The organism is Caulobacter sp. GW821-FHT12F03, from assembly GCF_058806855.1.
In genome coordinates, this window is record NZ_JBXAQC010000008.1 from 132,909 (window position 1) to 158,414 (window position 25,506).

The 25,506-nt window shown below is 69.6% G+C and carries 22 protein-coding genes; 12 read left to right on the top strand and 10 right to left on the bottom strand.

Annotation, left to right across the window (positions count from 1 at the left end; translation table 11 throughout):
* Positions 1 to 11 precede the first annotated feature (11 nt).
* Both AC1RN0_RS17005 and AC1RN0_RS17010 read right to left on the bottom strand, forming a co-directional pair.
* Positions 12 to 2,438 carry a hybrid sensor histidine kinase/response regulator gene (locus AC1RN0_RS17005; protein ID WP_492788650.1) on the bottom strand — a complete coding sequence of 809 codons (2,427 nt, stop codon included), beginning with the start codon at positions 2,436 to 2,438 and terminating at the stop codon, positions 12 to 14.
* A 68-nt stretch (positions 2,439 to 2,506) separates the two neighbouring features.
* Entirely contained in the window at positions 2,507 to 3,463 is a 957-nt protein-coding gene (locus AC1RN0_RS17010) for an isopenicillin N synthase family dioxygenase (RefSeq protein ID WP_492788651.1), read from the bottom strand.
* 102 nt (positions 3,464 to 3,565) lie between these two features.
* On the opposite strand from AC1RN0_RS17010, the gene AC1RN0_RS17015 reads away from it, so the two are divergent.
* Positions 3,566 to 4,240 (top strand): YiaD family glycine zipper/OmpA-like lipoprotein, encoded by a 675-nt coding sequence (locus AC1RN0_RS17015; protein ID WP_492788652.1) that lies wholly within the window; start codon positions 3,566 to 3,568, stop codon positions 4,238 to 4,240.
* 4 nt (positions 4,241 to 4,244) lie between these two features.
* Here the strand turns inward: AC1RN0_RS17015 and AC1RN0_RS17020 are convergent, their stop codons facing one another.
* Both AC1RN0_RS17020 and kefF read right to left on the bottom strand, forming a co-directional pair.
* Positions 4,245 to 6,155 (bottom strand): monovalent cation:proton antiporter-2 (CPA2) family protein, encoded by a 1,911-nt coding sequence (locus AC1RN0_RS17020; RefSeq protein ID WP_492788653.1) that lies wholly within the window; start codon positions 6,153 to 6,155, stop codon positions 4,245 to 4,247.
* Positions 6,155 to 6,721, bottom strand: coding sequence for a glutathione-regulated potassium-efflux system oxidoreductase KefF (kefF, locus tag AC1RN0_RS17025; RefSeq protein WP_492788654.1), 567 nt, complete (start codon positions 6,719 to 6,721; stop codon positions 6,155 to 6,157). Before kefF ends, AC1RN0_RS17020 begins: the two co-directional genes overlap by 1 nt.
* Positions 6,722 to 6,816: 95 nt before the next feature.
* Between kefF and AC1RN0_RS17030 the strand changes: the two genes are divergently transcribed.
* Positions 6,817 to 7,527: a CoA transferase subunit A gene (locus AC1RN0_RS17030; protein ID WP_492788655.1), complete on the top strand. Its 711-nt coding sequence runs from the start codon at positions 6,817 to 6,819 to the stop codon at positions 7,525 to 7,527.
* Complete coding sequence (locus AC1RN0_RS17035; RefSeq protein ID WP_492788656.1) at positions 7,527 to 8,168, top strand: 3-oxoacid CoA-transferase subunit B; 642 nt, start codon at positions 7,527 to 7,529, stop codon at positions 8,166 to 8,168. The genes AC1RN0_RS17030 and AC1RN0_RS17035 overlap by 1 nt, the downstream gene beginning before the upstream one ends.
* On the opposite strand, the gene AC1RN0_RS17040 is transcribed toward AC1RN0_RS17035, so the two are convergent.
* Positions 8,165 to 9,793: an ArnT family glycosyltransferase gene (locus AC1RN0_RS17040; protein WP_492788657.1), complete on the bottom strand. Its 1,629-nt coding sequence runs from the start codon at positions 9,791 to 9,793 to the stop codon at positions 8,165 to 8,167. The genes AC1RN0_RS17035 and AC1RN0_RS17040 overlap by 4 nt on opposite strands.
* A gap of 231 nt (positions 9,794 to 10,024) precedes the next feature.
* On the opposite strand from AC1RN0_RS17040, the gene AC1RN0_RS17045 reads away from it, so the two are divergent.
* From AC1RN0_RS17045 to AC1RN0_RS17060, 4 genes are all read left to right on the top strand, one after another.
* Positions 10,025 to 12,700, top strand: a complete 2,676-nt coding sequence (locus AC1RN0_RS17045) for a TonB-dependent receptor (RefSeq protein ID WP_492788658.1) — start codon at positions 10,025 to 10,027, stop codon at positions 12,698 to 12,700.
* Between the two features lie 122 nt (positions 12,701 to 12,822).
* A complete protein-coding gene (locus tag AC1RN0_RS17050; protein WP_492788659.1) occupies positions 12,823 to 13,821 on the top strand; it encodes an agmatine deiminase family protein in 999 nt (332 codons plus the stop codon).
* Positions 13,822 to 13,823: 2 nt separating this feature from the next.
* Positions 13,824 to 14,702: an N-carbamoylputrescine amidase gene (aguB, locus tag AC1RN0_RS17055; protein ID WP_492788660.1), complete on the top strand. Its 879-nt coding sequence runs from the start codon at positions 13,824 to 13,826 to the stop codon at positions 14,700 to 14,702.
* The gene (locus AC1RN0_RS17060; RefSeq protein ID WP_492788661.1) at positions 14,699 to 15,229 is read left to right on the top strand and encodes a GNAT family N-acetyltransferase; all 531 of its coding nucleotides are present in this window, start codon (positions 14,699 to 14,701) and stop codon (positions 15,227 to 15,229) included. Before aguB ends, AC1RN0_RS17060 begins: the two co-directional genes overlap by 4 nt.
* A gap of 108 nt (positions 15,230 to 15,337) precedes the next feature.
* Here AC1RN0_RS17060 and AC1RN0_RS17065 read toward each other — a convergent pair whose 3' ends face one another.
* The gene (locus tag AC1RN0_RS17065) at positions 15,338 to 16,093 is read right to left on the bottom strand and encodes an acid phosphatase (RefSeq protein WP_492788662.1); all 756 of its coding nucleotides are present in this window, start codon (positions 16,091 to 16,093) and stop codon (positions 15,338 to 15,340) included.
* 170 nt (positions 16,094 to 16,263) lie between these two features.
* On the opposite strand from AC1RN0_RS17065, the gene AC1RN0_RS17070 reads away from it, so the two are divergent.
* Genes AC1RN0_RS17070 through AC1RN0_RS17080 form a run of 3 tightly spaced genes read left to right on the top strand, consistent with a single transcriptional unit; the run spans position 16,264 to position 19,361 of the window.
* Positions 16,264 to 17,652 (top strand): hypothetical protein, encoded by a 1,389-nt coding sequence (locus AC1RN0_RS17070; RefSeq protein ID WP_492788663.1) that lies wholly within the window; start codon positions 16,264 to 16,266, stop codon positions 17,650 to 17,652.
* A gap of 12 nt (positions 17,653 to 17,664) precedes the next feature.
* Positions 17,665 to 18,567 (top strand): metal ABC transporter solute-binding protein, Zn/Mn family, encoded by a 903-nt coding sequence (locus AC1RN0_RS17075; protein ID WP_492788664.1) that lies wholly within the window; start codon positions 17,665 to 17,667, stop codon positions 18,565 to 18,567.
* The gene (locus AC1RN0_RS17080) at positions 18,564 to 19,361 is read left to right on the top strand and encodes a metal ABC transporter permease (RefSeq protein ID WP_492788665.1); all 798 of its coding nucleotides are present in this window, start codon (positions 18,564 to 18,566) and stop codon (positions 19,359 to 19,361) included. Before AC1RN0_RS17075 ends, AC1RN0_RS17080 begins: the two co-directional genes overlap by 4 nt.
* A gap of 125 nt (positions 19,362 to 19,486) precedes the next feature.
* Here AC1RN0_RS17080 and AC1RN0_RS17085 read toward each other — a convergent pair whose 3' ends face one another.
* Positions 19,487 to 20,338, bottom strand: coding sequence for a MaoC/PaaZ C-terminal domain-containing protein (locus AC1RN0_RS17085; protein ID WP_492788666.1), 852 nt, complete (start codon positions 20,336 to 20,338; stop codon positions 19,487 to 19,489).
* 157 nt (positions 20,339 to 20,495) lie between these two features.
* On the opposite strand from AC1RN0_RS17085, the gene AC1RN0_RS17090 reads away from it, so the two are divergent.
* On the top strand, positions 20,496 to 21,293 hold the full coding sequence (locus tag AC1RN0_RS17090; RefSeq protein ID WP_492788667.1) for a SapC family protein: 798 nt from the start codon (positions 20,496 to 20,498) through the stop codon (positions 21,291 to 21,293).
* A 46-nt stretch (positions 21,294 to 21,339) separates the two neighbouring features.
* Here the strand turns inward: AC1RN0_RS17090 and AC1RN0_RS17095 are convergent, their stop codons facing one another.
* Together AC1RN0_RS17095 and AC1RN0_RS17100 are read right to left on the bottom strand one after the other, a co-directional pair.
* The gene (locus AC1RN0_RS17095; protein ID WP_492788668.1) at positions 21,340 to 21,732 is read right to left on the bottom strand and encodes an acyl dehydratase; all 393 of its coding nucleotides are present in this window, start codon (positions 21,730 to 21,732) and stop codon (positions 21,340 to 21,342) included.
* Between the two features lie 4 nt (positions 21,733 to 21,736).
* Positions 21,737 to 22,783, bottom strand: a complete 1,047-nt coding sequence (locus AC1RN0_RS17100; protein WP_492788669.1) for an NADP-dependent oxidoreductase — start codon at positions 22,781 to 22,783, stop codon at positions 21,737 to 21,739.
* Between the two features lie 52 nt (positions 22,784 to 22,835).
* Between AC1RN0_RS17100 and AC1RN0_RS17105 the strand changes: the two genes are divergently transcribed.
* Positions 22,836 to 24,965, top strand: coding sequence for a protein-disulfide reductase DsbD family protein (locus AC1RN0_RS17105; RefSeq protein WP_492788670.1), 2,130 nt, complete (start codon positions 22,836 to 22,838; stop codon positions 24,963 to 24,965).
* Between the two features lie 46 nt (positions 24,966 to 25,011).
* On the opposite strand, the gene AC1RN0_RS17110 is transcribed toward AC1RN0_RS17105, so the two are convergent.
* On the bottom strand, positions 25,012 to 25,479 hold the full coding sequence (locus tag AC1RN0_RS17110; protein WP_492788671.1) for a hypothetical protein: 468 nt from the start codon (positions 25,477 to 25,479) through the stop codon (positions 25,012 to 25,014).
* Positions 25,480 to 25,506 lie beyond the last annotated feature (27 nt).

Below are 25,506 nucleotides of genomic sequence, written 5' to 3' on the forward strand. Positions count from 1 at the left end.
GCCGGCAAGGTCTAGGCGCTGATCCGCGCGTCGCCGTCGGCGGCCAGGGCGCAGGCCGTTTCAAGCACCGTGAACAGGGCCTCGGCGGACACCGGCTTGCTCAGGTGGCCGTTCGCGCCAGCGGCCATCGACGCGGCGATGTGCTCGGGCAGGGCGTTGGCCGACAGGGCCCAGACCGGCGTGGCGCGACGGCCGTCGGCCACTTCCGCCGCGCGGATCGCGCGGATCGCGGTCAGGCCGTCCATGACCGGCATCTGCATGTCCATCAGGATCAGGTCGAAGGCCGCGCCCGCCGCCGCGGCGACCGCCTCGGCCCCGTTCTCGACGCTCGTCAGGTCCACGCCCGTGCCGGCGAACAGAAGCTCGACGACCTTGCGGTTGATCGGATGGTCCTCGGCCAGCAGCACGCGCGGCGCGCGCTCGACGGCCCCGAGCGCCGGGACCTCGGCGTCGCGGGCCGGCAGGGCGCCCACGAAGGGCGCGAGGGCGACCGTCAGGGTGAAGCAGGCGCCGGCGCCGGGGGCCGAGCGGGCCTCCAGCGACCCGCCCATGGCCTCGGCCAGGGCGCGCGAGATGGCCAGGCCCAGGCCCGTGCCGCCGAACCGCCGGGTGATGGACCCGTCGGCCTGCTCGAACCGCTCGAACAGCCGCTCCTTGACCTCGGCGTCGAAGCCGATGCCGGTGTCGCTGACGGCGATGACCAGGGCGCCGGCGGCGTTCAGGGACGCCTCGAGCCGGATTTCGCCCCGCACCGTGAACTTCACCGCGTTGGACAGCAGGTTGCAGACGATCTGGCGCAGGCGCACCGCGTCGCCGACGAAGGCGCCCCCGGCGCGGGCGTCGATCTCGAGGGCGAAGGCCAGGCCCTTGTCCCGCGCGCCGGGCTGGAACAGCGCCGCCGCCGACCGCAGACAGGCGCCCAGGTCGAACGGCTCGGGCTTCAGCTCGAGACGGCCGGATTCGATGCGGGCCAGATCCAGCACATCGGCGAGGATCGCCTCCAGCGTCTGGCCCGAGGTCCCGATCAGCCCGACCATCTCGGCCTGCGCCGGGGTCAGGGCGGTGCGCGACAGGGCCGAGGCCACGCCCATCACGCCGTTCAGCGGCGTGCGGATCTCGTGGCTCATGTTGGCGAGGAACTCGCTCTTGGCGCGGTTGGCGGCCTCGGCCAGGTCGCGGGCGCGGGCGGTCGCCGCCTCGACGGCCTTGCGGCTGGTGATGTTCTTCAGCACCCCCAGGACGCCGGTGATCCGGCCATCGTCGTCGCGCAGCAGCTCGGCGGCCGAGAAGGCCCAGACCTCGCGGCCGTCGGCGGTGTTCATGCGGTATTCGGTGCGGAAGGGCTCGCCCGTCTTCAGATAGGCGTCCCAGCGCAGCTTGGCCGCGTCCCGGTCGTCGGGATGAACGCTGACCCACATGTCGTCGACCACGTCGTCGAACGTCAGGGTCCCGCCGAAGAAGGTGTCGGCGGCGCCGTCGACGGTCAGGGTCCTGGCGCGATAGTCCATCTCGTAGACCAGCACCTCGGCGATCTCGAGCGCCAGCTCGAGCCGCTGCTTGGCGTGCTCGGCCATCTTGAGCCCGCCGATCACGTCGCTGACGTCATGGCTCATCGAGATCATGCCGCCGATCCGGCCGGCTGCGTCGTACCAGGGGCAGATCGTGGCGCGCAGCCAGCGGTCCGGCCTGCGGGTGCTGGGCACCAGCACCCGGTCGGTCGAGATCGTCTCGCCCGCCAGGCACCGCAGGTAGGTTTCCTCCAGCATCGGGTACGAAGCCGGGAACAGTTCGCCCATGCTCCGGCCGATCGCCTCGTCCGCCGCGATGCCCTTCTCCTGGACCCACTGGTCGTTGACATAGAGGTAGCGCAGGGCGTTGTCGGTCATGCCCAGCGCCACGGGCGAGGACCGCATGATGGCGTCTTTCAGGTCCGTCGCCGCGCGGGACCGTTGCTCGGCGAGGACGCCGCGGCGCTGCGCGCGCAGCCGTTCGATCGCCTCCGCCAGCAGCGCCGCCAGATCGGCGAGCGATGCGAGAATGGCCTCGTCCCGCTCGCGCGGCGCATCGAACAGCAGGCACAGGCCACCGAGCCTGACGTCGTCGCCAAGGCACACGGGGGCGTTGGCGTAGGCGCGGGCGTAGGGCGGGCCGCTGACCCAGGGATGGTCAGACCAGGTGAGGCCGATGTCCTCCATCCAGATCGGCTGGAGCTGGTCGATGTTCTTCGCCGTCGTGGAGTCGGTCAGGGGCCCGAGGCACTCCGCTGTGCCCTCGAAGCCCGATTGCCAGACGTGGTCTTCCTCGACGATGACGACGTAGGCGTGGTCGGCGCCCGTGACCTGGCGCGCGAGGCGGGTCACCCGCTCGATCACCGGCCTCAAGGCGTTCAGGTCCAGAGACCGGATCTCCGTCAGCCTCGCGGCCTCCGACGGCGCCATTCCCGCTTCCCCCGTTCTTCCGTACACAGGGTGACGAGGCAGGGTTAATTCGGGGTGACTCTACCCGATCAGAGGAGTTTGATTTCCTTCAGCCTCTGCACGAGGAATTCGTCGGCCGTGATGGACTGCGGATAGCGATCAGGGTTTTCGGCCGTGGCGCAGCCCGGCAGGGTGCGGATCTCGTAGTCCGGCGCGAAATGCAGGAAGAACGGCGTCGAGTAGCGCGGGTAGATGCGCCGCTCGGGCGGCGGGTTGACCACCCGGTGGATCGTCGAGGGCAGCACGTGGTTGCAGGCCCGCTCCAGCATGTCGCCGATGTTGATCACCAGACAGCCCGGCGGCGGGTTGATCGGCAGCCACTGGCCGTCGCGATCCAGAACCTCGAGTCCGCCTTCCTCGGCGCCGAGCAGCAGGGTGATGGCGTTGATGTCGCCGTGGGCGCCGGCGCGGACGCCGGTCGCGTCGACCGGGATCGGCGGATAGTGCAGCAGCCGCAGCACGCTGTTGCCGTACTCGACGGCATCGTCGAACTCATGCCGCGGCAGGCCCAGATAGTGGGCGATGGCCTGCAGCACCTTGGCGCCCATGCCGTCGAGCGCGTTGTAGAGCCAGGCGACGTTGTCATGGAAACCGGCGACCTCGGCCGGCCAGACGTTGTCCGGCATCTGGGCGCGGTAGCGGTGCCCGGCCGGCAGGTCCCGGCCCATGTGCCAGAATTCCTTCAGGTCGAAGTGGTCCGCGCCCTTGGCCGTCTCGATGCCGAACGGGATGTAGCCGCGCTGGCCGCCCTTGCCGACGGCGTACTGCTTCTTCACGTCCTCGGGCAGGGCGAAGAAGCGCTTGGCCGAGTCGATCGCGGCGTCGATCCGCGCCTGGTCCAGGTCGTAGTCCGACAGAACCGCGAAACCGTAGCGGCGGAAGCTGTCGCCGAGGGCCTTGGCGAAGGCTTCGAAGTCCGTCGCGTAGGCCTTGAAGGAGACGGGCGCGATCGCGGAGGCGGGCGGGGAGGAGGGGGCATCGGTCATGCCCGCCTTTTACACCGGCCCCGGGTGTTGGGAAACGCAGAGAAGGAACCGGCGCCCGCCCGCGGCGTTGCGGGTCCGACAGATTTTCCCGGAGACATCGCAATGCTGAAGAAAACGGCCATGGCCGCCATCATGCTTGGGGCCACCGCGCTCGGCGCCTGCACCACCATCGACCCCTATTCCGGCCAGACGGTCCGCAACAACACCGGCACCGGCGCCATCGCCGGCGCGGTCGGCGGCGCGCTGCTCGGCTACCTGACCAACACCAGCGACGGCGAACAGGGTCGCAAGAACGCCCTGCTCGGCGCCGGCATCGGCGCCCTCGGCGGCGCGGCCGTCGGCAACTACATGGACCGCCAGCAGGCCGAACTCAGCCGACAGCTCGCCGGCACCGGCGTCAGCGTCACGCGCGACGGCGACAATCTTATCCTGAACATGCCCAGCGACGTGACCTTCGCGGTCGACCGCGCCGACATCCAGCCGCAGTTCGTGCGGGTGCTGGAGGGCGTGGCCACCATCCTCAACCGCTACCCGCAGACGCTGGTCGACGTGACCGGCCACGCCGACTCGACCGGCGATGACGCCTATAACCAGGCGCTGTCGGAGCGCCGCGCCAGTTCGGTGGCGATGTTCCTGACGGACCGGGCCCGGGTGCTGCCGGGCCGGCTGTTCGTGCAGGGTCGCGGCGAAAGCCAGCCGATCGCCAGCAACGACACGGCCCAGGGCCGGGCGATGAACCGCCGCGTCGAAATCGTGCTGCGACCGTTCCGCGGCTGATGCGTCAGGCCGGCCGGGTGGAATCGTCCTGCCCGGCGGCCTCCCGCTGTTCCTCGTCGCGGCCGCTGGTGTCCCAGCCGTCGGCCGCGCCCGGGCGCATCTTGGCCAGGTCCGCCTGCAGCAGCCGGTCCATCGTCTGGGCCGCGTCGCGCGAGGCCAGCAGATAGGCCTCGGTCTGGCCCCACATCGGCCGCAGCTCCTCGAAGGTGCGGTTGTCGTGACGGCGGAAGAAGTCCGCCGCGCGCAGCGCGCGGTGGGCCCGGAAGCCGAGCGACTTCAGCGCGGTGACCCCCATGGCCAGGGCCGCCTCGAACGTCTCGCGCTCGACCGCGTCGGCGCCGTTGGCCAGCAGGTCATAGGCGTGCCGCCGGTCGAACGCCCGGGCCAGGATCGTCAGGTTGGGGAAGGCCTCGCGGGCCCGCTCGACCAGTTCGGTGGCCTTCTCCTGATCGTCGATGGCCACGATCAGCATGCGCGCCCGCTCCGCCCCGGCGGCGCGCAGCAGGTCCAGCCGCGTGGCGTCGCCGTAGTGCACGCGGCGGCCGAAGCGGCGCAGCAGGTCGATCTGCTCGATGTCGGCGTCCAGCACCGTCGATTTGAAGCCGTTGGCCGTCAGCAGGCGGCCGGTCACCTGACCGAAGCGACCAAAGCCGGCGATGATGATGTCCGGCTCGGCGTCGGCCTCCTCGAAGGTCGGATCGGCGATCGTCTCGGTCGGCGTCTTGCGGTCCAGCGCGGTGAGGATCTTCTCGAAGACGATCACCGTCAGGGGCGTCATGGCCATCGAGACGGCGACGACCGCGGTCAGCAGGTCGGCCAGCGGGCGGCTGATGACGCCCGCCCCGACCGTGAAGGTCAGCAGGACAAAGGCGAACTCGCCGCCCTGGGCCAGGGCCACGGCCACCGTCGCGGCCAGCCGGTTCGACGCGCCGCCGACCCGGGCGAGGGCGAACAGCACCACGAACTTCAGCGCCATCAGCCCCAGCACCAGACCGATCAGCAGCAGCGGCTGGCGCAGGATCAGGCCGAAGTCGATGGTCGCGCCGACGGTGATGAAGAACAGGCCCAGCAGCAGGCCGCGGAACGGCTCGATGTCGGTCTCCAGCTCGCGGCGGAATTCGCTCTCGGCCAGCACCACCCCGGCGAGGAAGGCGCCGAGCGCCGGCGACAGGCCGACGATCTGCATCAGGGCGGCGACGCCGACGACGATCAGCAGGGCCGAGGCGGTGAAGATCTCGCGCAGGCGGGATTCGGCGATGAAGCGGAACACCGGCCGGACCACGAACCGGCCGCCGCCGACCACCACGCCGACCGCGCCCAGCACCGCGAGCGCCTGCAGCCAGCCGGGCAGGTCGGAAATCAGGCTGGTCGAGTGGGTGTTGGCCGTCAGCTGCACCGGACCGGTGGCCAGCAGCGGCAGCAGGGCGAACAGCGGAATGATCGACAGATCCTGCAACAGCAGCACGCCGAAGGCGGCCCGGCCGACGGGCCCCTGTCGCAGGCCCTTTTCATCCAGTGTCTGCAGCACGATGGCCGTCGAGGACATGGCCAGCACCAGGCCGGCCGCCAGCGCCGTCTGCCAGGCGAGGCCGAACAGCATGGCCGCGCCGGCGATGGCCAGGGCCGTGGCGACCACCTGGGCGCCGCCCAGGCCGAAGATGGTCTTGCGCATCGACCACAGCAGGGCGGGGCGCACCTCCAGGCCGATGAGGAACAGCAGGATGACCACGCCGAACTCGGCGAATTTCATCACGTCCTCGGCTTCGCCGGTCAGGTTCAGGGCGAACGGGCCGATGATCGCGCCGGCGATCAGGTAGCCGAGCACCGACCCCAGGCCGAGCTTCTTGGCGGCCGCGACGGTGATCACGCCCGCGGCGAGATAGACCAGCGCCTGGGTGAGGAAGTCGCCGTGCATCAGACCGTCTCCCGGGCGGCCGCCGCGAGGCCTTCGAGTCGCTGGCGATAACGGTCCGCCTCGCCCTGGATCTGGGCCTCGTCCTTCAGGCGGGCGGCATGGACGATGTACGGATTTTCCCAGGTCATGCCGCAGAGGGCCGCCGTCTGTTCGAGCGGGCGGAGGAATTCCTCCATGGTGAACCGGTTGTAGCCGCGCTTGTGATAGGCCTGCGCCGGCCCGCCCGTGGTGCAGGCCACGAACAGCTGCTTGCCCTTCAACCGGTCGCCGCCCTTGCCGTAGGCGAAGCCGTGCAGCCAGACGAGGTCGAGCCACTCCTTCATCAGGGCCGGCGTCGAGTACCAGTAGAACGGAAACTGCAGGGCGATGACCTGGTGGGCCAGCAGCTTCTCCTGCTCGGCTTCGACGTCGATGACGAAGTCGGGATAGACCTCGTACAGGTCGTGGAAGCGCACCCCGGCCGCCCGTTTTCCGGACTCCGCCAGCACCGCGTTGGCGCGCGACCGTTCAAGCGCCGGATGGGCGAAGACGAGCAGCACCGAGGGTTCGCGCCCTTCAGGCTCCATGATAGCGTTCTCCTGACAGGCCCATCTTATTCATCAAGGGTTGAATTTCTCGTCCGGTCGGGCGAGAGGGGCTGACCCTTTTGAGCGGAGCGATCATGGCGGACAAGGTTCGCGAGGACGCCGTCGGGGCCCTTGAGGGGCTCCTCTTCGACGGCATGACGATCATGGCCGGAGGCTTCGGCCTCTGCGGCATTCCCGAGAACCTGATCGCGGCGATCCGCGAAAGCGGGGTCAAGGACCTCACGGTCGTCTCCAACAACTGCGGCGTCGACGGCTTCGGCCTGGGCATCCTGCTGGAGAACCGTCAGATCCGGAAGATGGTCAGCTCCTATGTGGGGGAGAACAAGCTGTTCGAACAGCTCTACCTCTCCGGCGAGCTTGAACTGGAGTTCAATCCGCAGGGCACCCTGGCCGAACGGATCCGCGCCGGCGGCGCCGGCATCCCGGCCTTCTTCACGAAGACCGGCGTCGGCACGCTGGTCGCCGAGGGCAAGGAAGTCCGCGAGTTCGACGGCGAACAATATGTGATGGAGCGCGGCCTGGTGGCCGACCTGTCGATCGTCAAGGCCTGGAAGGGCGACGCCGAGGGCAACCTCGTCTACCGGAAGACCGCGCGGAACTTCAATCCGATGATGGCCACGGCCGGCAAGGCCACCGTCGTCGAGGTCGAGCAGCTGGTCGCCATCGGCGACCTGGACAAGGACAACATCCACACGCCCGGCATCTACGTCGACCGCCTGTTCAAGGGCGCCGTCTTCGAGAAGCGCATCGAGCGCGTGACCACCCGCGTGAAGGAAGCCGTCTGATGGCCTGGACCCGCGAAGACATGGCCGCCCGGGCGGCGCGAGAGCTGCGGGACGGCTTCTACGTCAACCTCGGCATCGGTATTCCCACGCTGGTCGCGAACTACATCCCCGACGGGATGCATGTGACGCTGCAGAGCGAGAACGGCATGCTGGGCATGGGCCCCTTCCCCTATGAGGGCGAAGAGGACGCCGATCTGATCAACGCCGGCAAGCAGACGATCACCGAGCTGGAGTCGAGCTCGTATTTTTCGAGCGCCGACAGTTTCGCCATGATCCGCGGCGGGCACATCGCCCTGTCGATCCTCGGCGGCATGCAGGTGGCCGAGAACGGCGACCTGGCCAACTGGATGGTGCCCGGCAAGATGGTCAAGGGCATGGGCGGGGCCATGGACCTCGTCGCCGGGGTCAAGCGCGTGGTGGTCGTCATGGACCACTGCGAGAAGACCGGCGCGCCCAAGCTGCTGCATCGCTGCACCCTGCCGCTCACCGGCGCGGGCGTGGTCGACCTGCTGATCACCGAGCTCGGCGTGTTCGAGATCAACCGTGGCAAGACGCCCGTGCGGCTGATCGAGCTGGCGCCCGGCGTGACGGTCGACGAGGTGAAGAGCAAGACCGAAGCGACGTTCGAGGTCGTGGTCTAGTCCCGGTCCTTCACCGGCCGGAAGCCCTCGCCGACGATCAGCGTTTCGCGCCGCAGGCAGCGATGCGCGTACTTCTTCTCGTCGTCGGCGTAGCGGGCCGCGCACTTCACGCTGAGCACCTGGCGCAGGATCCCGGCTGTCCGGCTGGCGCCGAAGTCGGCGACGATACGGTCGGCCTGGAGGCCCTCGAGGCTGACCACCATCACGCGACGGCCCAGCGCCGGCGTCAGCGGGGCGGTCGCCTCGGCCTGGTTGCCGGCGTGGCTGCGGCGCAGCCAGACGGTCAGCGGCGGCGCGTCCGGCGTGCCGATGTAGTCGCGGCCATAGTAGGACAGGGCGTTGAACAGGAAGCGGTCGTCGACGGCGATGGCCGACAGTCCGCCGTTGATCTGCTCGACCTGGGCGCGCTGGACGACCTGTTCGGCCATCTCCCTCCAGCCGCGGACGCGCTTGATGTCGTTGGACCGGCCCAGCGCGTCGACCATCGCCGGATTGGTCACCGCCAGCAGGACGAACACGACCAGGGCCGCCTGCAGGCCGAGGCCGACGCCGAGCCACCAGCGGGCGCGCCAGCGGACCAGCAGCGCCGCCGCCAGCACGGCGCCGGCGACATAGGCGCTGGCCGCCCAGTTGTCGTTGGCCCGCGACAGCAGCGCGCCGACCGTGACGACCGCCAGCGGCGGCAAGGCGAAGCACAGAAGCAGCAGGTCCTGCGGCTCCAGCCGCCGGCGCCAGGCCAGAAGGCCGGCGCCGCCGATCAGCACGCCGAACGGCACCGGGCCGAACACCCCGAACTGCCCGCCGAGGAAGCCGAACATCTCGCCCGGATTGAACAGCTTGCCGCCGAGATTGGCGTTGGCCGCCGTGTGGCCGACCGTGGCGAAGTGGTGCTGGGCGTTCCAGACCACGTTGGGCGCCAGCACCGCGGCGAAGGCCAGCACCGCCAGGGCCGCGGTCTTGGGGTCCCAGGCGCGGCGGGCGTCCTTTGACAGCGCCAGGTGCAGGCCGATGGCGATCACCGCGTAGAGCGCCGCGTACTTGGACAGCATGGCCAGGCCGAGCGCCGCCCCGAGGCCGGCGGCCGGGGCCGGCTTTCGTCCGCCCGACTGGATCCAGACGTAGGCCAGCAAGGCCAGCGACAGGAAGCAGAGCAGCGGCGCGTCGGTGGCCAGGATGAAGGACGACAGGGCCACGCCCGGCATCAGCATGTAGACGGCGGCCGCCGCGACGCCGGTCCAGTCGCCGTAGAGCCGGCGGCCGACCGCGAACAGCGACAGGCCCGCGACCGCGTGGAACAGCGGCGCGGAGAAGCGCACCCAGGGCTCGGCGTTTCCGCCGATCGCCGTGGTGGCCCAGATCGCCCAGGCGATCATCGGCGGCTTGGAGAAGTAGCCGAAATCCAGCGTCCGCGACCACAGCCAGTACTGGGCTTCCTCCGGATTCAGCTCCAGCGGACTGGCGAAAATGGCCGCCATCCGCAGGACGGTCAGCACAAGGACGAGCGTGGCGGCGAGGCGCAACGGGCGGCTGTAACCGGTGGGTGAGGGCGGAGCGTCGGTGTCGGAAAGGATGTTCATGGGGCCGGGACGCTGGCCCGCGTCCGGGGCCGTGTAAAGGCGATCCATGCCCAAAGGTGTCGCAATCTTGCGACAAAGCGACCCAAAAGCGCGCCAATTGTTAACACCGCCTTGCCTCTTTTCCCGTCGGGCCTACAACCTCGAAACAGGCGTTTTGGGGCTCCTTCGGGCGACGTCACCTTAGCTTCGCAAAGGCGGAGTAGAGGCATGGCAGTTGCCCGGACCGGGTTCTTTGAAGGTTTCAGACCGGCGTCGGGATTGAGAGGGGATACTCAAACTATGATGAAGAACAAGCTCGCCTTCGTGGCGACAACCGCGCTTGTGGGCAGCATGCTGCTGGCCTCCAGCGCCTACGCGCAATCCACCGGTACGACGGAAGTCGAAGAAGTCGTCATCACCGCGGCCTCGGGCCAGCCGAACATCGCCGGCGTGATCACGGCGGAATCGGCCCCCAAGGCCAAGGCCACGATCGACCAGGAGTTCATCGCGACCCAGCCGACCGGCCAGACCATCCTTCAGACCCTGAACCTGACGCCGGGCCTGAACTTCACCAACAACGACCCGTACGGCTCGTCGGGCGGCAACGTCCGCCTCCGCGGCTTCGATGGCCCGCGTGTCTCGCTGACGTTTGACGGCGTCCCGCTGAACGACACCGGCAACTACGCCATCTACACCAACCAGCAGCTGGACCCGGAACTGATTTCCAAGGCCAGCGTCAACATGGGCACCACCGACGTGGACAGCCCGACCGCCTCGGCCACCGGCGGCACGATCAACTACACCAGCCGCAAGCCCGCCAGCGAAATGGGCATGATGCTCAACGGCGCCGTCGGCAGCTTCAACTATCGCCGCGTGTTCGGCCTGGTCGACTCCGGCGAGTTCGGCCCCTGGGGCACCACCGCCTACCTGGCCGCCTCGTACCAGAAGTACGACAAGTTCAAGGGCCCCGGCGACCTCGAGAAGTGGCAGATCAACGGCAAGGTTTACCAGCCGATCGGCGACAACGGCGACTTCGTCTCGCTGGCGTTCCACTACAACGAGAACCGCAACAACTTCTACCGCACCGCCACCATGGCGACGTTCGCGGCCAACGGCATCGACTACGACAACAACGACACCTACCTGCCGATCGTTTCGACGCCGGTCGCCCTTCCGGGCACGGGTGACGTCGACGCCGATCCGGCGGACAACTCCAACTACTACGGTCTGCGGATCAACCCGTCGAACACGGGCAACATCCGTGAACAGGCCAAGTTCACCCTGACCGACACCCTGACCCTCACCGTCGACTCGGCCTTCCAGTACACCCTGGCCAACGGCGGCGGCAGCACGACCCTGAGCGAAGTGGGCACGCTCGGCCAGCAGAACACCGTCTTCGGCACCACCGGCGCCCAGCCCTGTGGCGTCGGCGGCGCGGCCGGCACCGGCTTCGACCTGAACGGCGACGGCGACTGCCGCGACACCTTCGTTCGCTTCTATTCCCCCAGCAACACCAACACCCGCCGCTACACGGTGGCCGGCTCGCTGATCTGGGAACCGAACGACAACAACACCTTCCGCGTCGCCTACACCTTCGACCGCGGTCGTCACCGCCAGACCGGCGAATACGGCCTGATCAGCGCCAGCGGTGACCCGCTTGACGTGTTCGGCGGCAAGGACGGCAACGGCGAGAAGGTCTACAACGCCGATGGCTACTTCTTCCGCAGCCGCGACCGCCTGTCCTACGCGATCCTCAACCAGATCTCGGCTGACTGGCGCGGCAACTTCATGGACGACAACCTGTTCGTCACGATCGGCGTCCGGGCCCCGGTGTTCAAGCGCGAGCTGAACCAGTACTGCTTGACGCAGAACGGCTCCAACACCGTCGTCTGCACCAGCCAGCCGGTCTACCACAACGTTGACACGGACCTGACCACGGCGGGCCTGCAGGCCGCGGCCAACCTCGTCACCCTGACGAACGTGCCGATCGCGGCCGCCGGCACCACCCGCTACATCCCGGCGTTCTCGGCGGAAGCGGAATACAAGGACGTGCTGCCGAACGTCGGCGTGTCCTACAATATCGCGCCGGGCCACACGATCTTCGTCAGCTATGCCGAAGGCCTGTCGGCGCCCCGCACGGACAACCTCTACACCGCCGGTGTGGCCAACGCCGTGTCCAGCACCAACCCGATCCTGAACGTGCCGACCGTCTCGCCGACGGCCCGGGTCGTCCTGTCGGACGTGGAGCCGGAAACCAGCCAGGCCTGGGATCTGGGCTATCGCTACCACTCGCCGACCCTGATCGTGTCGACCGCCCTGTGGTCGAACAACTTCCAGAACCGCATCGTTTCGTCCTTCGACCCGGACCTCGGCTACAACGTCGACCGGAACGTGGGCGACGTGAAGCTCTGGGGTATCGACGCCCAGGCCGGCTGGACGCCGAACGAGACGTTCAACCTGTACGCCTCGGTCAGCTACACCAACAGCGAACTGCAGGATGATCTCCAGCTGGGTCGTTCGACCGTGATCGTCGCTCCGGCGACGACCCCGGCGAACACCCCGACCTACCTGCCCACCAAGGGCAAGCAACTGGTCGAGACGCCGGAATGGATGTTCACGGCCCGCGCCCAGTGGAACGTGACCGAGGACTTCACCATCGGCTTCCAGGGCAAGCACGTCGGCAACCGCTTCACCACGGACGTCAACGATGAAGAGACCCCGGCGTACAACGTGTTCGACCTGGATCTGCGTTACGCCCTGCCGTTCGGCGCTGAAGGCACCTCGCTGCAACTGAACGTCACCAACATCTTCGACGAACAGTACTTCGGCAACATCAGCTCGGGCACCAACGCCAAGGCCATCCCGCGGATCAACCCGGAGCTTGACCAGACGGCGATCTCGCGCGCTGCGAACACCGCGTTCGTCAGCGTCGGCGCGCCGCGCACGATCCAGCTGAGCCTGCGTACGCGCTTCTAGTTCGAAGCTCTTACGGCTAGATGCGAAGGGGCGGTCCGGAAACGGGCCGCCCCTTTTCTTTGTCGCGGCCGCCGTGCGCCGCACTTGACGCAACCCCCTGTCAGGGCCACTTCCCCCGTCCCATGAGCACCCCCCTCGTTCCCGCCGAATGGTCCCCGCACCGCGCCATGTGGCTCGGCTTCCCCAGCCACGCCGATCTGTGGCGGGAAGACCTCGCCCAGGCCCAGGACGAAGTCGCCGCCCTGGCCCGGGCCCTCGCCGGTCCGGGTGAGGAACGCGTGCGGCTGATGGTCTGCGGCGACGACGCCGAGGCCGCCGCCCGCGCCCGTCTGGACGGCGTCGCCGGCGTCGAGATTGTCCGCGCCCTGTTCGGCGACATCTGGGTCCGCGACACCGGCCCGATCTTCCGCAACGACGGTCGCGCCGCCGGCTTCCGCTTCAACGGCTGGGGCGGCAAGTACGAGATGGAGGGTGACGACCAGGTCGCCGCCCAGATCGCCGCCGCCTCCGGCGCGCCGCTGGACATGAACCCGTTCATCCTTGAGGGCGGGGCGCTCGACCATGACGGCCTGGGCACGGTGCTGACCACCCGCCAGTGCCTGCTCAACAGGAACCGCAATGCCGGCTGGACCGAAGAGGCCGCCGCCGCCGCCCTGGGCGAGGCGCTCGGCGCGCGCAAGGTGCTGTGGCTCGATGAGGGCCTGCGCAACGACCACACCGACGGCCACGTCGACAACCTGGCCCGCTTCGTCGCGCCCGGCGTCGTCGCCTGCCCGATCGCCTGGGGCAAGGCCGATCCCAACGCTAACGTCTACGACGCCACCGCCCGCGCCCTGTCGCAGATGACCGACGCCCGCGGCGGCCAGCTGCAGGTCATGCGCATCCCCTCGCCGGGCTGGATCGACGGCGACGGCGGCCCCGCGCCGGCCAGCCACATGAACTTCATCATCGCCAACGGCGCGGTCATCGTGCCGCTGTACGACGACGCCAAGGCCGGCGCTTTCGCCGTCGACGCGGTGCAGAGCCTGTTCCCCGAGCGCAAGGCCATCGGCCTGCCGTCGATGGCCGTCCTGACCGGCGGCGGCTCGTTCCACTGCATCACCCAGCAGGAGCCCGCCTGACCATGGCCCGGACCCTCAGCCTCGCGGCGATCCAGACGAGCTACGGCCTGGATCTGGACGCCAACATCCGCAAGACCGAGGCCTTCATCCGCGAGGCGGCGGCCGGCGGGTCGCAGGTCATCCTGCCGTCCGAGCTGTTCCAGGGTCCCTATTTCTGCGTCACCCAGGAAGAGCACTGGTTCGCCGCCGCCCATCCGTGGCGCGAGCATCCGTGCGTCAAGGCGCTGGCTCCGCTGGCCGGCGAGCTGGGCGTGGTCATCCCGATCTCGATCTTCGAGCGCGAGGGGCCGCACTACTTCAACAGCCTGGTGATGGCCGACGCCGACGGCTCGCTGCTCGGGGTCTATCGCAAGAGTCACATCCCCGACGGGCCCGGCTACCAGGAGAAGTACTACTTCAAGCCGGGCGATACGGGCTTCCGCGTCTGGGACACGCGCTTCGGCAGGATCGGCGTCGGCATCTGCTGGGACCAGTGGTACCCGGAGGCCGCCCGCGCCATGGCCCTGATGGGCGCCGAGGCGCTGCTCTATCCGACCGCCATCGGCAGCGAGCCGCATGACGCCAGCCTCGACACGGCGCTGCCGTGGCGGCGGGCGATGCAGGGTCATGCCGTCAGCAACGTCATCCCGGTGGTCGGGGCCAACCGCATCGGCTTCGAGCCGTGGGACGGCTACCCGAACGGCGGCCAGGGCTTCTACGGCTCGTCGTTCATCGCCGACCACCGCGGCGACCTGGTCTCCGAGCTGGGCCGCGACGACGAGGGCCTGGTGTCGGCCACTTTCGACCTCGACTTCCTCGCCACCCACCGCGCCGCCTGGGGCTTCTTCCGCGACCGTCGTCCGGACCTCTACGGCGCCCTGTCGAGCCCGCGCCCGGCATGATCGAGACGCCGCGCCTGATCCTGCGGACCTGGCGCGAAAGCGATTTCGAGCCCTGGGCGGCGCTGAACGCCGATCCCGAGGTCATGCGCCATTTCCCGGCGACGCTGACGCGGATCGAGGCCGACGCCATGGCCGCGCGCAACCGCGATTACATCGATGAACACGGCTTCGGCCTGTGGGCCGTCGAGCGGCGCGAGGACGGGGCTTTCCTCGGCTTCACCGGCCTGATGACCCTGCGCGAGTCCAATCCGCTGGCGCCGGGCGTCGAGGCCGGCTGGCGCTTCGCCCGTCACGCCTGGGGCCAGGGCTACGCCACCGAGGCGGCCAAGGCGGCGATCGACGACGGCTTCATGCGGCTGGGCCTGGCGCAGATCGTCGCCTTCACCGCTGTCCCCAACCTGCCCTCGCAGGCGGTGATGGGCCGGCTGGGCATGACCCGCCGGACCGACCTCGATTTCGACCACCCGATGCTGCCGCGCGGCCATGTGCTGGAGCGGCACCTGGTCTGGTCGCTGGACCGGCCCTAGTCGGCGCGGCAAGCCGGGCGATCCGCAATCAGGGGACAGCTTGCTCATTTCCCGCGAGGCCGATCGGCCGGGCCATGGAAATGAGTAAGCTGTCCCCTGATTGCCGGGTTAACCGCCGCAGCCCTCGGGCGGGGGCGCCGACGCCAGCTCGGCTTTCGCCGTCTCCAGATCCTTAAGGAAGGCCGGGTCGGCATGCAGCCGCGCGACCAGCGCCGCGCCCATGGTGCGACCGGCGGCGACGTCGCTGGGCCAGTGCAGGCCGCAGATCGCCCGGCTTTCGCCGGCCGCCAGGCCTCGCCTGATGATCGGCGTCGCCGTCTTCGGCAGCAGTTCGGCCAGCACCAGGGCCCAGGCCCAGCCCGCCGCCGCGCTGCTCGACGGATAGGAGGGGTTGGTCTGCATCCAGGCCTCGCGCGGCACGCAGATCGGCGCGTCATCGTGCCCGACCAGCGGACGCGGTCGGCTGTAGGTCGTCTTCGCGCCGCCCACGCTCTGGCCCGCGTCGACGGTCATGCGATCGAGCATGCGCGAGAGAGTCGGCGTGTCCTTCACCGTGATCGCCACGCCCGCGGCGCAGGCGAAGCTGGCGTGGGCCTTGTCGCCGAAGGCCTCCGCGTCGTCGGCGGCCTGACGCCAGCGCGGCGTGCCGGCCAGGGCGCGGGTCTTGAGGAAGTAGGCCCGTTCCGCCGCCGCTTCCGCCGAGTCGGGCGCCGGGGGCGGCGGCAGCAGGACCAGACTGTCGGGCAGGGCCGCGGGGGCCAGATAGCCGGCCGGCCGCTCCTCCCGCGCAGGAGCCGCGCCGGCCGTCAGGGCGAGCGCCAGGATGATAGCGCCGCCGATGGCAAGGGTTCGTCCGCCGGCCATGTCCGCTTCTCCCGGGCTGTGCAGGCCTCCCGAGTCGACCATGCGGCGCGGAGCGTCAAGCCGGAAGGCGCCACCGCCCCTTGACGAGTGAGTATGTTATTTCATAACACTGACTCGACGCCGCCCGGGATCCGCCCGTCCGCGTCGACCACACCGTTCAGGGACCCATCATGTCCAGAGCCCTTCCCGGCCTGCCCTTGCTCGCGGCCGTGGCCGTCTTCAGCGCGGCCGCCCTGCCGGCGCAGGCCGCCGAGCCCGACGTCGCCGCCCTCCGCCAGGAGATCGATGCGCTGAAGGCGGACTACGAGGCGCGGATCGCCGCCCTGGAAGCGCGGGTCGCCGCCGCCGAGGTCGCCCGTGGCGCCGCGCCCGCTCCGGCCGCGGACGCGGCCGTCGCCCAGGCCGATGCGCCGGCGGAGCCCGTCGAGCTGGCGGACGCCGGCGGCGGCGAGGCGCCCGCCGCTCCGGCCGAGGCCTCGGCCAACGCCCTGAATCCCGGCATCTCGGTCGTGCTCAACGGCAACTACGTCGCCTCGTCGGAGGACCCGGCGATGGCGCGGATGCCCGGCTTCGCGCTCGGCGACGAGGCCGGCCCCGCGACGCGCGGCTTCTCGCTGGCCGAGTCCGAGGTGACCCTGGCGGCCAACGTCGATCCCTACCTCTACGCCAACCTGACCGTGGCCTTCGACGGCCAGGGCGAGGCCGGGGTCGAGGAGGCCTACATCCAGACCACCGCCCTGCCGAACGGCCTGACGCTCAAGGGCGGCCGGTTCTTCTCCGGCATCGGCTATCTGAACGAGCGGCACGCCCACAACTGGTCGTTCATCGACATGCCGCTGCCCTACCGCGCCTTCCTCGGCGGCCAGTACGGCGACGACGGCGTGCAGGTGCGCTGGCTGGCGCCGACGCCGATGTTCCTCGAGGTCGGGGCCGAGTGGTTCCGGGGCGACAGCTTCCCGGCCGGCAACGGCGCCGATCGCGGCGCGGGCACGCAGACCGTGTTCGTCCACACCGGCGCCGACATCAATGACTCGTCGAGCTGGCTGGCCGCCGCCTCGTACATCCATACGAAGGCCGACGCCCGCGAGACCACCGATCCGCTGTATGGCGTCGACATGTTCAGCGGCGACAGCGACGTGGCCATCGTCTCGGGCGTCTACAAATGGGCCCCCGGCGGCAACAGCGTGCAGCGCAACCTGACCCTCAGCGGGGAGCTGTTCCTGGCCAGCGAGAGCGGCCGGTTCAACGGCGTGCCGGTCGAGGGCGACAAGACCGGCTGGTACGTGCAGGGCGTCTACCAGTTCAGGCCGCGCTGGAGCGTGGGCCTGCGCTATTCGGCCCTCGACGCCGGCGACACGCCAGCCCCGCTGGTCGGCACGACCCTCGACGGCCTCGGCCTCAACAGCTGGAACGCCACGGCGCTGATCGAATACGACTCCAGCGAATTCGGCCGCTTCCGCCTGCAGTACTCGCGCGACGAAAGCGACCGGAAGGCCCGCGACGAGCTCTTCCTCCAATACACGGTCGTCTACGGCCCCCACGGCGCCCACCGCTACTAAGGAGATCCCCGGATGTTCAGATCACTTGTTCTCGCGGTGCTGCTGGCGCTCGGCGTCAGTTCACCGACCTGGGCCATGGGCGTGTTCGCCTGTGAACCCGAATGGGCCGCCCTGGCCACGGAGATCGGCGGCGCCAAGGTGACGACCTACACCGCCACCACCGCCCTTCAGGACCCGCACCAGATCCAGGCCCGCCCCAGCCTGATCGCCAAGGCGCGCACGGCCGACATCGCCGTCTGCACCGGCTCGGAGCTGGAAATCGGCTGGCTGCCGCAGATCCTGACCCAGGCCGCCAACAGGAAGATCATGCCGGGCGCGCCGGGCTCCTTCGAGGCCACGCGCTACGTGAACCTGCTGGAAAAGCCCGCGCGGCTCGACCGGGCCGAGGGCGACATCCACGCCGGCGGCAACCCGCACATCCAGACCGATCCGCGCGTCATGCTGCCGGTCGGCAAGGCGATGGCCGACCGGTTCGCGCAGATCGACCCGGCCAACGCCGCCTACTACCAGGCCCGCTACGCCGCCTTCGCCGTGAAGTGGAACGCCGCCCTGGTCCGCTGGCAGGCCCGCGCCGCGCCGCTGCGCGGCCAGCCGATCGCCGTGCAGCACAAGACCTGGATCTATCTGGAGAGCTGGCTGGGCCTGAAGCGCGTCGTGGCGCTCGAGCCCAAGCCCGGCGTGCCGGCGTCGAGCGGCTACCTCGCCCAGGTGCTGGGCGTGCTGCAGAAAACCCCGGTGAAGATGGTCATCCGCTCGGCCTACGAGGACGGCCGCTCGTCGGACTTCGTCTCGCAGCGCGCACACATCCCGGCGGTCGTGCTGCCCTACACCATCGGCGGCACGCCGGGGGCGAAGGACCTCTATTCGCTCTACGACGACACCCTCACCCGGCTGCTTGGGGCTCTGAACAAGTGAACATCGGCGCGATCGAACTCTCCATCCTGCTGCCGGCCCTGCTGGCCGGCCTGCTGGTGCTCTCCACCCACGTCCCGATGGGCCAGCAGGTGCTCAACCGCGGCATCGTGTTCATCGACCTGGCCATCGCCCAGGTGGCCGGCCTCGGGGTGACCGTGGCCAGCGCCATGGGCGCCGAACCGGCCGGCTGGCACGTCCAGCTGGCCGCCTGCGTCGCGGCGCTGATCGGGGCCCTGGTGCTGACCTGGACCGAGAAGAAGTGGCCCCAGGTGCAGGAGGCCCTGATCGGCGTGCTGTTCGTGGTGGCGGCCTGCGTCGAGCTGCTGCTGCTGGCCAACAACCCGCACGGCGGCGAGCATCTGAAGGACCTGCTGGTCGGCCAGATCCTGTGGGTGCAGGTCCCTGCCCTGATCCCGATCGCGGTGTTCTACGCCGTGGCGCTGGCGATCTGGTTCTTCCTGCGCCACCGGCTGGGGCAGCTGGGCTTCTATGTGCTGTTCGCGCTGGTCGTGACCCAGTCGGTGCAGCTGGTCGGGGTCTATCTGGTGTTCGCCAGCCTGATCGTGCCGGCCCTGGCCTCGCGCCGGTTCGCGCCGAAGCTGCGGCTGGGCGTGGGCTATGCCGTCGGCGTCCTCGGCTATGTCGCCGGTCTGGTGCTGTCGTCCGTGCTCGACCTGCCGACGGGCGCGGCCATCGTCGTCACCCTGGTGGCCAGCTTCGTGCTGGCGGTGATCGCCTCGATGCTGGTTCCGCCGGCGCTGCGGGCCGATTCCGAGCCCGCGCCGGTCCACTGAGCAGCGGGGACATGTACCGGAGGTACGTGTCCCCTAAACCCGCGCGCTCGATTGGGGGACACGTACCTGCGGTACATGTCCCGCTCGATTGGGGGACACGTACCTGCGGTACATGTCCCCGCCGGCTAACCCAGCAGTGTCTTGCCGTTCTTCACCACCGTGACGCCGCGCGACTTCACCCGGGCCTCGAACGAGACGACATCGCCATCCTTCCACAGGTCGACGGTGATCGTTTCGCCCGGGAACACCGGGCTGGAGAAGCGGACCTGGTGGCTTTTGATCTTCGCCGGATCGAAGCCGCAGTATTCCTGCAGCACCGCCCGGCAGGTGATGCCGTAGGTGCACAGACCGTGCAGGATCGGGCGCGGGAAGCCCGCCGCCGCCGCGATGCGCGGATCGGAGTGCAGCGGATTGCGGTCGCCGCTGAGGCGGTAGATCAGCGCCTGATCCGGCCTCGTGGCGATGTCGACCGACAGGTCCGGCGCGCGGGTCGGGACCACATGCGGCTCGGGTCCGCCCTCCGCCGGCCCGCCGAAATGGCCGTCGCCGCGGGCGAAGGTCGAGCCGGTCAGGGTGGCGATCTTCTCGCCAGACTTGGCGTCGACCAGCACCGTCTCGTTGTAGATCACCGCGCCCTTGTCGCCCTTGTCGTAGGCGCCGATGATCCGGCTGTTGGCCAGCACCTGCGCCTCGGTCGGCAGCGGCTTGTGAAACTCGACCTTCTGCTCGCCGTGGACCACCAGCAGGAAGTTGATGCCCAGCTTGCCGAGCCCCGGCCCCGCGCCCCAGGCGACGGTGGTGGCCATGGTCGGCACGGCCTTCAGGCCGCTCTCATAGACGAACGGCAGCTCGTCCAGATTCATCGGGTCCGAGCCCATGCCGATGCCCAGGGCGTAGAGCATCGTGTCCTTGTCGGTCCAGGCGAACGGCTGGTTCTCGGTCGCGAGCGACAGAATCTCGGGGTAGGCGATAGGCATGGACGGCTCCCGGGGTTTTCTTCTTGCGGTGATTGAAGCGCGTTGATGCCGCAATCCGCAAGACGGGAGGTCGGATTGCCGGGTTCCCTCTGATCGGCTAGAAGCGCCGGCTCACCTTCATCGCGGCCGGTTCCGCCCGCAGCTATAAGAGTCTCGAATGGCCAAGACCCCAGCCGCCGCCCCCAGCCCGGTTTCCGGCAGCCTCCTGTTCTACACGACCCCCGAACCCCTGAGCCGCGACCAGCACAGCGGCCTGGGCGTCCAGCGCATGGACAAGCCGTTCGGCTTCGCCGCCAAGGCGCACGTCGTGCCCCTGACCGTGGCCGAATTCACCTTCGCCGCGATCAGCTTCCCGATCATCTTCGCCGGCCCCGACTACACGCCGCTGGGCGTGCTGGGCGTCAACCAGGGTGAGAACCTGTTCGTCAACGAGGACGGCTCGTTCACCATCGGCGGCTACGTGCCGGCCTACATCCGCCGCTATCCGTTCGTGCTGGCCACCGACGAGAAGCAGGACCGCATGGTCGTCTGCATCGAGCGCACCGCGACCATCTTCACCGACAAGGCGAAGGCCGAAGTCCCGCTGTTCCTGGAGAACGGCGAGCCGTCGGAATACACCCAGAACGCCATCAAGTTCTGCGAGGACTTCGAGGGCGAGCGTCGCCGCACCGAATCCTTCATCAAGCTGCTCGCCGACCTCGACCTGTTCGAGATGCGCGAGACGACCTTCAACATGCCGAAGGATGACGGCACGATCGAGCCGGTGAAGCTGGCCGAGTACTTCGCCGTCTCGGAAGCCAAGCTGAACGCCCTGACGCCCGAACAGCTGGCCAGCCTGCGCGACAACGGCGCGCTGGAGAAGATCTACAACCACCTGACCTCGCTGGTCGCGTGGGACCGCCTGGTCGCGGTCGCCAGCGAGCGTTCGATCCAGATCGGCGTCAACAAGTCCTGATCAGGACGCCGCGGCCGCTCCTCGGGGGCGGCCGCGATCCCTGGCTCTAGCGGGCGAACACGCTGCGCGTGAGACAGGAGAAGACGAGGCGCCCGGCCTCGTCGAGCAGGTCGTGCTGGGCGATGATGATGCCCTTGTCCTCGCCAACCGGGTCCTTGCCCATCACCGTCATGCGACCGCGCAGCAATTCGCCGACCGGCGGGTTGCGCGCCCAGCGCAGCGCGTCGACGCCCAGCCGCTTGGTCTGCGGCCAGTCGGCCGAGGCATGCTCCTCCAGCCGCGACCACAGCGCGTAGACCATCGCGTCCGGGGCGCCGCGCTCGCTGTCCCAGCCCGTGGTGAAGGCGCGGACGAAGCCGTCGAGCGCCGCGGCGTCGACCGCCACGGCGCCGAGGTTGATCACCTGGCCGATCGAGATGTCGTCAAAGCTGGAAGGCATGGTCTCAGGGCTCCGCCGAGATGCGAATCAGCAGCTTGCCGTCGTGGTCGCCGGTGAACAGCCGCTTGACCGCCTCGGCGGCGTTTTCCAGCCCGTCGACGGCGTGCGCCTTCCATTTGATCTGGCCCTGCAGGACCCAGGGCGCCAGCTCGGCCAGCGCCTCGCCGGCGCGCGGGATGAAGTCGATGACGATGAAGCCGCGGATCATGATCCGGCGCATCAGCACCCGGGCGAAGTCGCTGGGTCCCGGGATCGGCCCCTCGGTGTTGTAGGTGCTGATCATGCCGCACAGGGGCATGCGGCTGAAGTTGTTCATCCGGGCGATGACCGCGTCCATGATCGCGCCGCCGACGTTCTCGAAGTTCACGTCGATGCCGTTCGGGCAGAGCTTGTCCAGCGCCGCGCCGACGTCCTCGTTCTTGTAGTCGATGGCCCCGTCGAAGCCGAGTTCGTCGACCAGCCAGGCGCACTTCTCCGGGCCGCCGGCGATGCCGATGACCCGGGCGCCCTTGAGCTTGGCGATCTGGCCGGCGATCGAGCCGACCGCGCCCGCCGCCGCCGAGACGACCACTGTCTCGCCCGGCTGCGGCTTGCCGATGTCGACCATGCCGTACCAGGCCGTCAGGCCCGTGGCGCCGAGCACGCTCATGAAGGCGGTCATCGGCACGCCGGGCAGGGCCGGCACCGGGCTCAGCGTCGCTTCGTGGGCGATGGAGTAGCTCTGCCAGCCGGACAGGCCCGCGTTGACGGAAGTTCCGACCGGGAACCGGTCGGAGCGGCTTTCCTCGACCACGCCGATGGTCCCGCCACGCATCACGTCGCCGACCTCGACGGGCGGCAGGTACTGGTCCTGGTCGCTCATCCAGATGCGGTTGGTAGGGTCCAGCGAGAGGTAGACGTTGCGCACCAGAACTTCGCCGGGCTCCAGCGCGCGCAGCGGCCGCTCGACATATTCCAGGTCGCCGGGGGCGATCTCGCCGACAGGCCGCTTGTTCAGAATCCAGGCGTGGTTGACGGGCATCTCGGTCCTCATGGGTTCGGCGTCGATCATGGCGGGCGCACCGCCGTTGTCGAGGGGCCCTCGCGGGCCATATAGCTGCATTATGCGACTGAGCACCCTCCTGGCCGTCCTGCTGGCCCTGACCGCCGCCCCCGCGCTCGCCGCGCCGGTGAACACGGGCCACATCGAGGCCGAACTGGTGGCCCAGGAGGCCGCGGTCCCGGGCGGCACGGTGTTCGTCGCCGTGCGGCAGAAGATCGTGAAGGACTGGCACACCTACTGGCGCAATCCGGGCGACGCCGGCAACGCCACCAGGCTGGCCTGGACCCTGCCCGCCGGCTGGAAGGCCGGCGAGATCGTGTGGCCCGCGCCCAAGCTGCTGCTGGAGGGCGAAAAGCCCAACCAGCTGGGCGTCTACGCCTATGAGGGCGAGGTGCTGCTGCCCGTGCCCGTCGAGGTTCCGGCGATGGCGAAGCCCGGCCAGACCGCGCGGCTGCAGGTAGCGGTCAGCTTCCTCGTGTGCGCCGAGACCTGCATCCCCGAAGACGCCACGCTCAGCCTGGACCTGCCGGTGGTCGCCGGACCGCCGCAACCGGACAAGGTCTGGGGCCCGCGCATCGCCGAGACCCTCGCCAGGGCGCCCAAGCCGTCGAACCTGGGCGCGGTCTTCGCCGTGACCGGCGGCACGCTGTCGCTGGCCGTGACCGGCGCCGAGCTGAAAGGCGCCGACCTCGCCGGCGCCTGGTTCTTCCCGTTCAGCGGCACGGCGATCAAGCACGCCGATCCTCAGGTCGTCGAGCGCGGCCCGGACGGGCTGACGATCCGCGTGCCCGGCGGCTATGACTTCACCCAAGGAACCGCGCCCAAGACGCTCGCCGGGGTGCTGGCGCTGGGCGACCGGGCGTTCGAGATCTCGGCGGAGGCGGGCGCCTTGCCGGCCGGGGCGTCGGGTCTCGGCGTGGTGTCCGCGCCCGCCGCCGGCTTCCCGCTCGGCCTGCCCGTCGCCCTGCTGTTCGCCTTCCTCGGCGGGCTGATCCTCAACCTGATGCCCTGCGTCTTCCCGATCCTGTCGATGAAGGCCGCCTCGCTGGCCGGCCATGCGCACGAGGCGAAGGCCGCGCGGCATCAGGGCCTGGCCTACCTGTTCGGGGTGGTGGCCTCGTTCGTCGCGCTGGCGGGCGTGCTGATCGCGCTGAAGGCCGCCGGCGCCGCCGTCGGCTGGGGCTTCCAGCTGCAGTCGCCGGCCGCCGTGGCCGCGCTGTCGGTGCTGATGCTGCTGGTGGCGCTGAACCTGTCGGGCGTGTTCGAGATCGGGACCTCGCTGCAGGGCGTCGGCGGCACGCTGGCCGACAACAGCCGCGGCCTGCTGGGCAGCGTCCTGACGGGCGTGCTGGCGGTGGTCGTGGCCGCGCCCTGCACCGCGCCCTTCATGGGCCCGGCGATGGGCTTCGCCCTGACCCAGAGCCCGGTGGTGTCGCTGTCGGTGTTCGCCTTTCTCGGCCTCGGGCTCGCCGCGCCGTTCGTGGCCCTGTCGTTCGCGCCGGCGCTGCTGCGGCTGATGCCGAAGCCGGGGGCGTGGATGGAGACCCTGCGTAACGTGCTGGCCTTCCCGATGTACGGCACCGCCGCCTGGCTGACCTGGGTGCTGGCGCAGCAGACGGGGTCGCTGGGCCTCGGCCTCGGCCTCGCCGCGGCGGTGACGGCGGCCTTCGCCGGCTGGCTGTTCGGCCGGGCGCAGAAGCGGGAGAAGGCTCCGGTGCTGCGCGGCCTTGCGCTGCTGGCCCTGCTGGCCGTGGCCGGACTGATCTATGGCCTGGCCATGGCGCCGCGCGCCGCGGTCGCCCTGACCGACGCGCCGGCGGAGACGGAGGCCAGGGCGGACCTGCCGTCCGAGCCCTGGTCGCCCGAGCGGGTCGCCGCGCTGCGGGCGGAGGGCAAGCCGGTGTTCGTCAACTTCACCGCCGCCTGGTGCGTGACCTGCCAGGTCAACGACGCCGCAGCAATCTCGCGGCCGGCGGTCGCCGAGGCGTCCAGGGCGGCCGGGGCGGTCTATCTCGTGGCCGACTGGACCAACCGCGACGCAACCATCGCCGCGGCCCTGGCCGAACACGGCCGGGCCGGGGTGCCGCTGTATCTGGTCTATGGCGCCGATGGCGGCGAGCCGGTGGTGCTGCCGCAGCTGCTGACCGAGGGCCTGGTCCTCAAGGCCATCGGCCAGGCAGCGAAACGGTAGGGCTCGCTCGCGCCCCGCAAAATTCCGACGATGACGGGTGTGGGGTTTAGGTCCCGCTGGTCGCCGTCGGCGGGGTGGTGATCACCTCGACGTTGTCGCGCAGCAGCCAGAACATCTCCTTCAGCGCCATGTCGCGCGTGCGCGTGTCGACGGCGTCCTGGACTTCCTTCAGCCGCACCGGCAGGTCCTGCGAGATGCCGCGCAGGATGCACTTCAGGTCGCCGTCCGTGCCGCGCGCCTTGAGCAGCAGGTGGGCCTGCATGTCGAGGCCGGAGAGCTCGGTGATCTGTTGCGCGAACGTGTCCCAGCCGGGCAGGGGGCCGTCCTTGCCCTTCCAGCCGTCGACCTCGGTCTTCAGGGCGTCGGCCCGTTTGACGATGTCCATGAACAGCGGCTCGCTGGCCACCGACGACGGCGGGGCGCTGACGGCGACGGCCGACGTGGCGGTCGCCGCCATGGGGCTGGCGGCGGTGAGCCACAGGGTGGCGGCAAGGGCGACAGCGTCACAGGACATGGAGCGTCCCTCGGTGAATGGGCGTTT